We start from the raw sequence: 14,146 nt of genomic DNA, 5'->3' as shown, positions 1-14,146 counted from the left end.
GGGAGGGAAGAGAAGCGCGAAAAGCGAGGATCGATCGCAGCGCTAGGGTGAGAACCGGCGCAGCCGACAACTGCGGCTTCGCTCGGGTGAGAGGGTGCAACACGTGTCGTTGATCGACGTCGATTCGACAACCACCGACCGAGCTTGGCCGAACGTCGCCCCTGGAAGCGTGGTGCTCGTCCGCGACGCCGAGTGGCTCGTCCTCTCGACGGCCCCGACCGGCTCCGGTCTCCTCGTCACCGCTCAGGGCTTGTCCGAGCTCGTCCGCGACACCACCGCCACCTTCTACAGCGATCTCGACGACATCGAGCCACTCGATCCCGCCCGAGCCACGGTCGAAGCAGACGGATCGTCCGGCTACCGCAGCGCAAAACTGTGGCTCGAGGCGACGCTGCGGAAGACCCCGGTTCCGCTGCACGAGGACGCCCTGACCGTGAGCACCCAGATGCTCGCCGACCCGCTCGACTACCAGCGCGCCGCGGTCCGCAAGGCCCTCGACCGCGACAACCTCCGTCCCCGCATCTTGATCGCGGATGCGGTCGGTCTCGGCAAGACCATCGAGATCGGGATGATCCTCTCCGAGCTCGTCCGGCGCGGTCGCGGCGAGCGCATCCTCATCGTGACGCCGAAGCACGTGCTCGAGCAGATGCAGCAGGAGATGTGGACGAAGTTCGCGCTCCCATTCGTCCGCCTCGACTCCCTCGGGATCCAGCGCGTGCGCCAGAAGCTCCCGGCGACCCGCAACCCGTTCAGCATGTACAAGCGAGCGATCATCTCGGTCGACACGCTGAAGCAGAGCCAGTACCGCAGCCACCTCGAGAAGCAGCGCTGGGACGCCGTCGTCATCGACGAAGCGCACAACGTCATGAACAACACGACGCTGAACGGCGAGCTCGCGTCACGCCTGGCCCCGCAGACGGACGCGCTCATCCTCGCGTCCGCGACGCCACACAACGGCAAGAAGGACTCGTTCGCTCGGCTCGTCCGCCTGCTCGACCCGACCGCGGTGACCCCCGAGGGTGATCTGATCGAGGACGAGGTGAAGCGGCTCATCATCCGCCGGCACCGGCACAGTCCGGCCGTTGCGATGGAAGTCGGCGCCGACTGGGCGGAACGGCAGGAGCCGAACAACGTCCTGGTGCCGCCGTCACCGGCAGAAGCAGCGATCGCCACGGAGCTCTCCACGGTTTGGCTGCACCCACAGGACGGACCGTCCCCGTACTCGGGCGAGAACGCATCGCTCTTCCCCTGGACCCTCGCGAAGGCGTTCCTGTCGTCGCCAAGCGCCCTCGACGAATCGGTACGCGAGCGCCTGAAGCGGCTCCGCACGGGCGACGCCAACAGCGACGTCCAGCGAGAGATCGACGCGCTCGAGCGACTCGAACAGCTCACCGTCACCGCGCTGGACTCGAGCTCCGGGAAGTACGACGGCCTGCTCCAGCACGCGAAAGACATCGGCGTCGGCCCGAAGTCGGAAGAACGCCTCGTGGTGTTCTCCGAGCGGGTCGCGACCCTCCACTGGTTGCGTCAGAAGCTCGCGAAGGACCTCAAGCTGTCGGACAAGCAGATCCGCGTGATGCACGGCGGGCTGACGGACCAGGAGCAGCAGGAACTCGTGGACAGCTTCAAGCAGTCCGCCTCCCCCATCCGCGTCTTGATCACCGGCAACGTCGCGAGTGAGGGGGTCAACCTCCACTCCCAGTGCCACGAACTCGTGCACTTCGACATCCCGTGGAGCCTCATCCGCATCGAACAGCGGAACGGCCGCATCGACCGCTACGGCCAGAGGCACTCGCCCCGCATCACGACCCTGCTGCTCGACGTCGACGACGACGAGTTCGCGGGCGACGTCCGCGTGCTCCGGAACCTCCTCGAGCGCGAGACCGAGGCGCACTCGGCGCTGGGTGACGTCGCTTCGCTCATGGGCGAGTACAGCGCTGCCGCCGAGGAGTCGGCGATCCGCGACGTGCTGCTCCGCAAGCGCAGCTTCGACGACGCGGTGCCGACCGTCGAAGCGACCCTCGAGGACGGCGACGAGATCACGCGACTCATGGCAGAACTCGCCGCCGAGCAGGCGAGCGAGAGCAAGCACGACGCTACACAGGCATCCGATGACACCGCGAAGTACGAGACCGCGAGCGGTCAGCAGAGTGACAAGACTGACATCGGTACCGGCCTGTTCCCGGACCTCGTTTCGTTCCTCGACACAGCGCTGGCCGAACGCTTCACCACACCGACTGCTGACGTCGACCACGGCGGCGTCGCGTGGTCCCGCACCAACGCGATCGCACAGATCGAACCCACGGCTGATCTCCGACAGCGGCTCGAAGTCCTGCCGCAGTCGTACCTCCGCGACCGGCGCGTCACGGAGCGACTGCTCCTGGCGACCACACCGATCCAGGGCAAGGCCGAGGTGGACAACGCGATCAACGACAAGTCGAGCCCCTCGACCTGGCCGCACGCGCACTTCCTCGGCCCGCTACACCCCGTCCTCGACTGGGCGGCGGACAGCGCGCTCTCCAGACTCGGCCGCAACCGCGTGTACGCCGTCCGTGGCGCCGTCGACCACCCCGTCGTCGTCGTCCACGCCACCCTGACGAACCGCGCCGGCCAAGTCGTCGCCGGCTCGTTCCTCACCGTTGACTTCCCCGACGTCGCGCAGCACTCGTTCCACTTCACCCAGCCGCACGCCGACGCACGCTCCGCTCTGGCGCGCGTCGGGTTCACCTCCGAGGCCAAGACCAACCCGGGAGCGGTCGACGCCGCACCGCTGCAGCACCTCATCCCCGTGGCCGTCGAAGCCGCCCGCAACCAGGCGGTCCAGCAGATGGAGGCCACGGCAGACGACATCCGCCGACGCGTGCACGAGTGGGCCGCACGGATCGACGACTGGCAGGGCGCCGCCGCGGAACAGGCCCAACTGCGCGGGCTCCGCGAGCACCGAGACCGCGTCGACGACGAATCGAAGCTCGTCGACCGCATGACGCCGAACCAGCACTTCGTGCGCCCCCTGCTGGTCGTCGTCCCGGCGGACAGCCCGGCAGCCCCCGAACACCCTGGAAGCGAGCACTGACCCGTGGGAACCCTCACCTCGGAAGCGATCGTCGTCGGCGAAGACTGGATCAGCGAGCACTACCTCACCACAGACGCAAAGTCGCAGTCCTTCCAGAGCCGTGTGCTCGAGCGACGTGCGGCTTGGGACGCCGAGGACGCGGCGGGCGGCCCGTCCACACGCGCTCGCTTCACGGCGAAGCGCGCCGAGCTGATGGACCTTCTTGCCGTCGTGAACCCGGAAGGCGCCGACAAGGCGGCCGACGGCCGGGAGGCCCTTCACGCCTTGTCGGCACAGCTGCGGTCCGTCCTCGGCTACGTCCAGGGCGTCTTCCACCTCGACGAGACGGGTCCGGTCCGGCACGTGGCCATCCACGGGCTGGAGGACGCAGCGCCCCTGGCGCTGATCGATGCCAAGCCGGTCGCGCAACTGGAGGACCTGCTCGCCAAGGACGGCGACACACTGCTGTCCGCGTGGACGCCGAACGACGACGACCCGAAGCCGCTGACCTCGGTCGTCCGCGCGCTGTCGGTCCTGTTCGAGGGGACGGCGAAGTTCGCGCTCGTGTTCGCCGGCCGCTGGCTCCTGGTCGCCGAACGCGACCGGTGGTACGAGGGCCGGTACCTCGCGCTCGACCTGCAGCTCATGTGCGAACGGAACGACGCCAAGCGCGGCGGCGAGATCGATCGTGTCCTGACCTGCGTGGAGGCTGCGTCACTCGCACCGGACGGCGACGGCGACGTGTGGTGGAGCGCGACGCTCGACGACGCGGTCAAGCACACGGTCGGCGTCTCCGAGGACCTCCGTGAGGGTGTCCGCGAGTCCATCGAGATCATCGCGAACGACGTCGTGAAGCGTCGATGGGAGCAAGGGCTTGAGCCTCTGCCGAAGGACCAGGCGCAGCCGCTGGCCAAGCAGTCCCTGCGGTTCCTCTACCGGATCCTGTTTCTCCTCTACGCCGAGGCCTCTCCACAACTCGGCGTCCTGCCGGTCAACGCGCCGGAGTACGAGAACGGCTACAGCCTCGATCGTCTTCGGGAACTCGCGCTCGTCGTGATCGAGAGCCCGCAGGGCGAGCGAGCGACGCACCTGTACCAGTCGCTCGACGTGCTGTTCCGGCTCGTGGACCGCGGCCACGCGCCCGAGGCGAGGGATGACGACGGAGCCGAGCCGGGCCTCCAGTTCGAGAGCCTGCGAGCGGACCTGTTCAAGCCGGAGGCGATCGCTCTGATCGGCGAGGTCGGTCTCAGCGACCGGAACCTGCAGCAGGTGCTTCGTCGACTGCTCCTGAGCAAGGAGACGAAGGGCAAGGACCGGGGCTACATCAGCTACGCCGACCTCGGGATCAACCAGCTCGGTGCGGTCTACGAGGGCCTGATGTCCTACACGGGCTTCTTCGCCGAGGAGGACCTGTTCGAGGTGGCGCCGAACGGCGACCCGTCGAAGGGATCGTGGGTCGTCCCCGTCGGGCGCGAGAGCGGCATCGATCCGCACCACTTCGTGAGACGGGAGGACCCGACGACGGGCCAGCCGAAGCGGGTGCGGCATCCCGCGGGCTCCTTCGTCTACCGGCTCGCCGGCCGCGAGCGTCAACAGTCCGCGTCGTACTACACACCCGAGGTACTCACGCAGTTCACGGTGTCCCAAGCGCTCGAGGAGCTGCTCGACCAGGACGGCCAGCGGACGAGCGCGGAGGACATCCTCTCGTTGACGGTCTGCGAGCCCGCACTCGGCTCGGGAGCGTTCGCGATCGAGGCTGTCCGCCAGCTCGCGGAGCAGTACCTGAAGCGCCGAGAAGAGGAGCTCGGCGAACGCGTCGACCCGGACGACCGGCCGCGCCAGCTGCAGAAGATCAAGGCAGCGATCGCGCTCCACCAGGTCTACGGTGTCGATCTCAACGCGACTGCCGTCGAGTTCGCCGAGATCACGCTGTGGCTCGACACCATGTCGGAGGGGCTCGAGGCTCCGTGGTTCGGCCTGCACCTCCGTCGCGGAAATTCGCTGATCGGAGCCCGCCGTGCCGTGTACGACAGGTCATCGATCACGAGCAAGGCATGGCTCAAGCAGGTCCCGCGTGACGTGCCGCTCCTCAACGAGACGCAACTCCGTGAAGGTCAACTGCGTGCGTCGACCGCCGGAGCGGTGCACCACTTCCTCCTTCCCGCGGAGGGTTGGGGCAGCGCGGTCGACGCGAAGGAAGCGAAGGAACTCGCGCCGGAAGCGCTCGCAGCGTTGAAGACGTGGCGTCGCGGCATTTTGGCGAAGCCGACGACGAAGCAGATCGACCAGCTCGTCGCGCTCGCCTACCGAGTGGAGACCCTGTGGGACCTCGCGCGGCGTCGACTGACGATCGCCGAGCAAGAGATCCGACGCGACATCCCGTTGTGGGGTCGCGACCGACCGGACTCCCAGCGGAAGCCTGTCGTGTCTCGCGAGGAGATCGAACGGACGCTGAACGACCAGGACGGCGCCTACCAGCGACTCCGTCGGGTGATGGACGTGTGGTGCGCGATGTGGTTCTGGCCGCTCACGAACACACTCACGGACGGTGCGGCCCCGCCGACGCTCGACGAGTGGATCGCGACCCTTCGCGAGCTCCTCGGAGAGCAGACAGTCGCGAAGCCGAAGGCGGTCGCCCACGGCCAGGTGACACTCGGCTCATCGCAGTCTGGTTGGGAGGCGCTCAACGACGAGGAGCGCGATGACCGCGACTTCGCAAGCGCACGCCATGTCACAGACGTTCTTCAGGACCACCCGTGGCTTGCGGCGGTGCAACGTGTCGCAGAACAGCAGGGCTTCTTCCACTGGGAGCTCGACTTCGCGAGCGTGTTCGAGCGCGGGGGTTTCGACCTGCAGGTGGGCAACCCGCCGTGGGTACGGCCGCGGTCGGATGTCAACGCGCTCCTTGCCGAGGGCGACCCGTGGTGGCAGCTCGCCGTGAAGCCGACGCAGTCGGCCGTCACCTCCCGGCGAGCGCAGACGCTCGAGATCCCTGGCATCAGCGATCTGCTGGTAGACGGCACGTCCGAGATCGTGGCTCTGTCGAGCTTCGCCGGTTCGCCCGTCAACTTCCCGGTGTTGTCGGGACTACAGCCAGACCTCTACCGCTGTTTCATGGCACAGACGTGGAGTCACAGCAGCGGGTCCGGAACGATCGGGCTCATCCATCCCGAAACACATTTCACGGATGAGAAAGCCGGCCCCCTGCGAGCCGCTACGTACCCTCGCCTGCGGCGCCATTGGCAGTTCGTCAACGAGCTCCGCCTGTTCGACATCCACAATCTTGTTACTTACGGCACACACGTGTACTCGAGTTTCGGCGAAGTCCACTTCTCCCAAGCGACGAATCTCTACCATCCGCAGACTGTGCTCGGATCGCTCCGCCACACTGGCGAGGGTGAAGAGCCAGGCCTGAAGGATCGCGATGGCAAGTGGGATCTTCGGCCGCACAAGTCCAGGATCGTGTCCGTCACCGACGACACGCTCGGCACCTGGCACGCCGTCCTCGAAGACGAGTCGGTGCCGGTGCAGCAGTCGCGGATGGTCTACGCGGTGAACCGTTCGACCGCCGCCGTGCTCGACAAGCTCTCCAAGAGCAAGCGCATCGGTGACCTCGGCCTCGAGTTCAGCCGCGGATGGGACGAGAGCATCGACCGGAAGAAGGGCATCTTCGAAGTCGACTGGGGGCCGGTCGATTCCTGGGACGACGCGATCCTGCAGGGTCCCCACATCTTCGTCGGCAACCCGTTCTACAAGTCGCCGAACGAGAGCATGTCGAGCAACAAGGACTGGTCCCCGGTCGACCTCGAGACGCTTGCCCCTGACGCAATGCCCGTCACCGCGTACAAGCCAGCCGGCGACCGCGCTGCTTATGACGCCGCGTACACCCGTTGGGGTCCCGAGAAACGTCCTGCTCGCGACTTCTACCGAGTGGCGTGGCGGGCGATGGCGGCGAATGCTAACGAGAGAACTCTGATTGCCGCTCTCTACCCGCCCGGCTCATCGCACGTCCACACCGTTAATACTTTCGCAGCGATGACCTCGAATAGGGACACCGTGTTGGCTTCGGGTCTTATGAAAGCCCTCCCTTTGGACCTTCTCGTACGCACCGCGCCAAAATCTGCGGTCACGGCTGCGACCGTCAATCGCCTGCCGTTGATATCCGGCCAGGTCGCCGATCTCGTCATCGCTCGTACGCTCCGCCTCGAAGCGTTGACCGCCGCCTATGAACCCTTATGGAATGAGGTCTGGAAGCCGGGCAATGAGGTGTGGGCGGGGGGAATCGACTATCCAGGTCGTCAACAATTCTCAGTTGCGCCAGCGACCTGGGAGGCCCGGTCGCCTCTTCGTCGCGCTTCGGACCGTCGACAGGCGCTCTTAGAGATAGATGCTCTAGTTGGCCTGGAACTCGGGCTGACTGCCGACGAGCTGTGCACGCTGTATCGCACCCAGTTCGCCGTGCTGTACGGCTTTGACCGCAACGTGTACTTCTACGACGCGAACGGTCGGCTGGTGCCGAACGAGGTCCTCAAGGTATGGCGGCAGAAGCAGGACGCAATCAGCGAGGAGGAGCGCACTGCGACGAACGCGTCGGGCAACACGTACCTATACGAGCTGCCGTTCCGGACGCTCGATCGCGAGGCTGACATGCGCCAGGCGTACGCCCACTTCGAGAAGCTCCTGAAGGACGAAGCATGAGTGAGCTCCTCCCCTCCGTGCAGGCCGGCGAGATCACGAAGGGGCTCGTCGACTTCCTGACGACGACGTTCGCGCTTTCCGAGCCCGAGGCGCAGACGACGCTGCAGCAGTTCCTGCAGGACCCGGAGGACGGGATCTTCCGAGGGCCGTACGTCCGGCTCCGGCTGCCGTTCCGTGCAGCGGATCCCGGATGGGAGACGGCGCTCGAGTGGACTCCCCCGATTGCTCCGTACGGGCACCAGGCGGAAGCCATCGCCCGGCTCTCGAGCTTGCAGACGCCTGAGCACGACGGTCCGCAGCCGACGCTCGTCACGACCGGCACCGGGTCGGGGAAGACCGAGGCATTCCTCTACCCGATCCTCGACCACGTCCTGCGTGCAAAGCGCCAAGGCATCGAGGGGATCAAGGCGCTCATCCTCTACCCGATGAACGCGCTCGCGAACGACCAAGCTCGGCGCATCACCGACCTGATCATGACCGACTCGGCCCTCGGCGGGATCCGTGCGGCGCTCTACGTCGGCGAGGAAGGTCCACAGCGTTCGGCTGTGACGAAGGACGGGCTGATCACCTCCCGTCCCGCCATGCGTGAACAGGCGCCGGACATCCTGCTCACCAACTACAAGATGTTGGACCAGCTGCTGTTGCGTCCGTCGGACGCGACCCTCTGGGACCAGAGCGCCACGAGCCTCCAGTACCTGGTCCTGGACGAGTTCCACACGTACGACGGCGCGCAGGGGACGGACGTGGCGATGCTGCTGCGTCGCCTCGGACTCGCGCTCAAGGGACGTTGGGCCGACGATGACTTCGACGCTGCGGCGCGGCAGCGTCCGCTCGGCGTCGTGACGCCGGTCGCCACGTCGGCGACGCTCGGTGACGGGAGCGACCCGACCGCGATGATCGCGTTCGCGAACACGGTGTTCGGCGGCGGGTTCAACGCGTCGAGCGTCGTCACGGAGACACGTCTGTCCGTCGACGAGTGGGCTCGTGAAGCCATCGAGGCGGTCGAGAAGCTGCACCTGGCACCGGTTCCGCTGATCGACGCTCGCGCCGCGCAGCTCCAGGAGCAGCTCTCCGGTCATCGGCGTAGCCCGGAGGAGATCACCGCGGCGGTGCTCGAGCTGCTCTACGTCGCGGTGGAGGACGAGGACGGGCAGGAGCGCTACGCCGGAGCGCTTGCCTCGGCGACCGACGCCGCTGGCCGGCTCGAGCTCGAGTTCACCCTCGTGTTGGCTCACCCGTTCGTCCGCTCGCTCGTGATCGCGACCGAGCAGGCGACGTCGCTCGCCGAGCTCGCGCGGTCGCTGTTCCCCGGCGAGCTCGTCTCAGGGGAGCGGCCGGCGGACCGTGACGACGCCCGCCGCACCACGATCGTGATGGTGCTCGCCGCGCTCAGCCACCTCCGCAAGGAGGTCGGACGCCGGTCGGTGTCGGTCGACCTGCATCTTTGGGTCCGCTCGCTCACACGCGTCGACCGGGCGGCACAGGCGCTGCCCGAGTTCCGCTGGGCTGACGACGGAGAGCTCCGAACCGATACCGGGATCGGGCCGGGCGCTGCGGACGTTGCACCGGCTTTCCCCGCCCTGTACTGCCGGCACTGCGGTCGCAGCGGCTGGGGTGTCGAACTTGCCCCGACCGGCTGGGACCTGGCGCAGACGGATGCGAACATCCGCCGGAACCACGCCACGAAGCTGTCGAAGAGCCGGTTCCGAGCGCTCATCCACGCTCCTCGGGAAGGAGAACTCGCCCTCGACGGCGAGAGTGACGACGATGGACTGACCACCGGTCCGTGGTGGTTCCGCGTCGCCGACCGGCAGATCACGAGCGAACGCCCGGACGCCGACGACGAGGGCGTCGCGGTGCCGGTCCTGACGCTGACGGGCAACGACGCGGACGACGAGTCCCGCGACGACGTCTGCCCCAACTGCGGCAAGACGAACGGCATCCGCTTCTTGGGCTCGGCGATCGCCACACAGCTCTCCACGGTGGTGACGACCCTGTTCGGTGATCGGCACCTCGACGTCGGTGAGAAGAAGGCTCTGGTCTTCACCGACAGCGTGCAGGACGCCGCTCACCGCGCGGGCTTCATCCAGAGCCGAGCTCGGGTCTTCAACCTGCGGAACGCCGTCCGACAAGCCGTCGTCGAGGAGACGACGCTCGACGACATCCCCGCGGCGATGATCGCCGCCGCGCACACACCGAGCGAGCGGTACCGGCTCCTCCCTCCCGACCTCGCCGAGCGGAACGGCTTCCGCGGGTTCTGGGACACGGACAAGGCCGTGTCGGCAGTCGTCAAAAAGCGTGTGCAGCGCAGGCTCGCCTTCGACCTCGCGCTCGAGTTCGGGCTCGAATCTCGGGTCGGGCGCACGCTCGAGGAGACCGGCAGTCTGGCCGCCCACGTCGAAGCGGGGCCGGCAAGTCGCCTGGAGGCTGTGGGTCGCGCAGCCGTCGAAGGTCTCGAAGTCGCCGGGTCGCTCGACGACACCCGTGATGGTCTCCTCGACGCCGCATCCGTCGTCCGCTGGGTGCGCGGCACCCTCGAACGGCTGCGTGAGCGCGGCGCGATCGACCACCCATGGCTGGTCCGGTACGTCGAGAACGACGGCAACCGTCACTGGGTGTGGGGCGGCCGGCCGAGGCACGAGGGCATGCCCGCCTTCCCACAAGGGCGCGAAGCGCCCGCATTCGCGCGGGTGGGCAAGAAGACAACCGGCGCGCGTGAGTCGGCGCTCGACACCGTCGCGTCGTCGCAGAGCTGGTACGCGCGCTGGACGGCTCGCTGCCTCGGCGTCGTGCCGTCTGCGGGCGAGAAGCTCGCGCGACGGCTCTTCGAGACGCTCGACCGCGAGGGGATCGTGACGTCGAGGCCGATCGCAGGTGGCGACACACGTGCCTACGGACTCGCGCCGAGCAGCATCATCATCGCGCCGGTCGTCAGCGACGGCACCGGGCAGACGCTCGTGTGCGACACGTGCGAGACCGAGACACCGTCCGCGCGCACGACGGTGGAGCAACTCGCAGGCGGCCCGTGCACCATGGCGCGTTGCCCCGGCACGCTGCTGCTGAAGGACGCTGCGCCGGAAAACTTCTACCGTGACCAGTACGACAACGGGAAGATGCGCCGTGTCGTCGCTCGCGAACACACGAGCCTGCTCGAGGACAAGCTCCGGCTGGACTACGAGACCCAGTTCAAGAACAGCGACGCGCAGCCGGACGCTCCGAACGTCCTCGTCGCGACCCCGACCCTCGAGATGGGCATCGACATCGGTGACCTGTCGACCGTCTTCTTGGCGGGACTTCCCCGGACGGTGTCGTCGTACCTGCAGCGTGTCGGACGGGCCGGACGTCTGACGGGGAACGCCCTCATCCTCGCGTTCGTCCTCGGACGAGGAGACCAGCTGCCGAAGATCGGTGATCCGTCCTCCGTGATCAACGGTGCGGTCCGTCCACCCGCGACCTACCTCAACGCGGTCGAGATCCTGCGACGGCAGTACACCGCGTTCGTCATCGACCAACTCGCTGCCGCCGGAGAGATCCCGGAGATCCAGTACGCGCCGAAGGTCCTCGGCGATTCCGCTGCGGGATCGTTCCTCGACCTGGTCATCAGGCATGCGGAAGAACACGCGGACGAGCACCTCGCTCGCTTCACGGGGGCATTCGGATCGTTGAACGAGGACGTGATCGGTGGGCTGGCCGACTGGGCGCGGCCGGTGGGCACAGCCGAGCGATCGAGCCAGCTCGCGCGGACGCTGCTCGACGCGAGCCTGCACTGGAACCAGGAACTCGAGCAGATCCGGATCCGGATCAAGACGATCGAGGAGTCGCTGCCCGAACTCAAGCGTCTTGCCGACCAGACCCAAGAGAGCGACGACGTGTCCGCCGCCAGGGCTGCTGCAGCCTCGTTGCGCCTCGCGAGGAAGCAGTCAGGGCAACGGCGGACCGAGTTCTGGGTCGCGGCCCTCGAACGGTACGGTGTGCTCCCCAACTACACGCTGCTCGACGACCGCGTGCAACTGGATGTCGGTCTCACCTGGATCGACCCCGAGTCCGGCGAGTTCGCCGAGGAACAGCGGAGCTACGAGCGAGGGCGCAGCCGGGCGATCAGTGAGTTCGCACCGGGCGCGCACTTCTACGCGCAGGGGCTCGACGTGACGATCGATGCCGTCGACCTCGGGACCGACGGTGAGCGGGTCCGGACCATGGCGTTCTGCCCTGAGTGCGGCTTCGCCCGCGACCTCGACCAGGGTCCTATACCGACCTGTCCACGGTGCTCGAGCACCGCCATCGCAGACGTCGACCAGCGACTCCGCGTCGTCGAGATCGAGCACGTCTCGGCCGAGATCCGCCGCGACGAGTCGAGCATCAGTGACGCCAATGAGGAACGCGAACGCGTCCGTTTCACCGTCCAGCTCGCCGCGGACCTCGACGACGCGGACGTGTCGGCGCAGTGGTACGTCGAGGAAGTCGGGTTCGGCTGCAAGTTCGCGCGGTCGATGACGCTGCGCTGGGTGAACCTCGGTCGTGCCGGGCTCGGCGCGAGTCGATTCGTCGCCGGATCGGAGCACGCCGCACCGTTGTTCCGCGTCTGCAAGGGGTGCGGGAAGCTCGACCGGGAAGGCGACACGAACAATGCATGGGAACACCGTGCGTGGTGTCGGTTCCGGAAGGACCGCGCCGAGCACACGGACACCATCGCCCTCACGCGGACGCTCACGACACAGGCCATCGTGCTCCGCGTCCCGCCGTCGATGACCGTCGGCGACGCCCTGTCGATGCCGAGTTTGTCCGCTGCGATCCAGCTCGGTCTGCGAGAGGTCATCGGTGGGGACCCTGACCACCTCCAGCTCGCGACCATCGTCGAACCCGTCCCTGGTGAGGACGTGAACAACCTCGCGCTGCTCATCCACGACACCGTGCCGGGTGGGACGGGCTACCTCGCCGACCTCGCCGACCCCCCGCGCATCCGCGAGGTGTTCGAAGAGGCCCTCGCAGCCCTGGAGCGGTGCGACTGCGCAACCGACCCGGTGCGAGCGGCGTGCGACAAGTGTCTGCTGCCGTTCGCTCCCGGAGGCGACGTGGGCAGCGTTTCGCGCACGAGCGCACTCCACAACCTCCATGTGCTGCTGCAGTACCAGAACGGCAGCGCTTCGGAATGGTCGACGACCGAGGTCGACCCGGGTGTCCAGGACCCGGAGTCGCACCTCGAGCAGTGGTTCCGGAAGGTGTTCAAGGAGCGTGTGACGGCGCTCGGCGCGAGCCTCAAGGAGATCCCGGGCGAGTGGGGATCGACGATCCAGGTCACACTGCCGGGTCAGCACCGCACGTGGTCGCTACGGCCGCAGCAGCTCGTCGGCGGCACTCGGCCGGACTTCGTGCTCGAGGCATCGGGCGCTCCGGTCCCGCCGGTCGCGATCTACGCGGACGGGTTCGCCTACCACGCGTCGCCAGCGCATCTGCGACTGGCAGACGACGTGACGAAGCGCCAGGGCCTGCGCGATCTCGGCTACCGCGTCATTGCGCTGACCTGGGACGACCTGCGCCGTCTGCGGGACGACGAAGCGGAGCCCGATCTGGACGTCCACGACCCGTCGATGTCCATGAAGTTTGCCGGGCCCTTCCAGCTGACGCCTGCGGACGTGACGATGCTTCGGGAGAACCCGGTCACGACGCTGATGGGCTGGATCCAAGGCCCGGAGGATGCTGCAGCACGGACCGAGCGTCTCGCCGATGCGCTCCCGATGCTCGCAATCCGCAGGGGGCGGATGGTCGCGGAGAGCGGGTCGATCGTGGAGCAGGCAATCGCGCTCGCGCTCGATAGCACGGGTCCACTCACGGTCGGTCCGACTTCGTGGGCACTGCGCTCCACACACCTGGCGATGCTCGCGCGTCGTCCGGCCGGCGTGACGGGAGCGACGCCGCCTGAGACAGTGCTCGTGCTCGACGATGGGCCAGAAGCACTGACCGCGCCCGGGTTCCGGGAGGCGTGGCAACGGTGGCTGCGGCTGTCGAACCTGCTCGGAGCACGCTTGGCGAAGCCGGTCACGATCACGACTGCCAGTGCCACAGCCAGCGTCGCGGTGGCGCCGACGGCGCCGATTCGCGACGAGTCCCGCGCGGATCTGACCACGGAGTGGCAGGAGCTGATCGCGCTGGCCGAACCGGAAGAGGCAGCGGTCCTCCAGCCGCTCGCGGAAGTCGGCATCGCCGTGCCCGCCCTCGGTCACGAAACGGCCAGCGGCATCCCCATCCCGGTCGCATGGCCAGGGGAACGCATCGCGCTCGACGTACTGCTGAGCAGTGCGGACCGCGATGACCTCCTCGGCGAGGGTTGGTCCCTCGTGTCCCCCTCGGACGATCCTGCTCTCCTCCGAATCCCGCACCACCGGAAGGACTCCTGAC

3 protein-coding genes are annotated in these 14,146 nt (G+C 67.6%); all 3 read left to right on the top strand.

The window, feature by feature from the left end; translation table 11 throughout:
- The first annotated feature begins 169 nt into the window (after positions 1–169).
- The 3 genes from OE229_RS09315 to OE229_RS09305 all read left to right on the top strand — a co-directional run bounded on the left by OE229_RS09315 (position 170) and on the right by OE229_RS09305 (position 14,145).
- Positions 170–3,073 carry a DEAD/DEAH box helicase gene (locus OE229_RS09315; protein ID WP_263344379.1) on the top strand — a complete coding sequence of 968 codons (2,904 nt, stop codon included), beginning with the start codon at positions 170–172 and terminating at the stop codon, positions 3,071–3,073.
- Between the two features lie 624 nt (positions 3,074–3,697).
- The gene (locus OE229_RS09310; RefSeq protein ID WP_262137594.1) at positions 3,698–7,750 is read left to right on the top strand and encodes an Eco57I restriction-modification methylase domain-containing protein; all 4,053 of its coding nucleotides are present in this window, start codon (positions 3,698–3,700) and stop codon (positions 7,748–7,750) included.
- Positions 7,747–14,145 (top strand): DEAD/DEAH box helicase, encoded by a 6,399-nt coding sequence (locus tag OE229_RS09305; protein ID WP_262137593.1) that lies wholly within the window; start codon positions 7,747–7,749, stop codon positions 14,143–14,145. The genes OE229_RS09310 and OE229_RS09305 overlap by 4 nt, the downstream gene beginning before the upstream one ends.
- Position 14,146: the final 1 nt, after the last annotated feature.

The organism is Curtobacterium poinsettiae, from assembly GCF_025677645.1.
Taxonomy (GTDB): domain Bacteria; phylum Actinomycetota; class Actinomycetes; order Actinomycetales; family Microbacteriaceae; genus Curtobacterium; species Curtobacterium poinsettiae_A.
The sequence above is the reverse complement of the archived record's forward strand: the minus strand, read 5'-3'. Positions and strand labels throughout refer to the sequence as shown.

What these genes read in the sequence shown, in the direction of transcription:
- OE229_RS09310 (WP_262137594.1), top strand. Translation starts at nt 3,698, where the DNA reads ATGTGCGAACGGAACGACGCCAAGCGCGGCGGCGAGATCGATCGTGTC.
- OE229_RS09305 (WP_262137593.1), top strand. Translation starts at nt 7,747, where the DNA reads ATGAGTGAGCTCCTCCCCTCCGTGCAGGCCGGCGAGATCACGAAGGGG.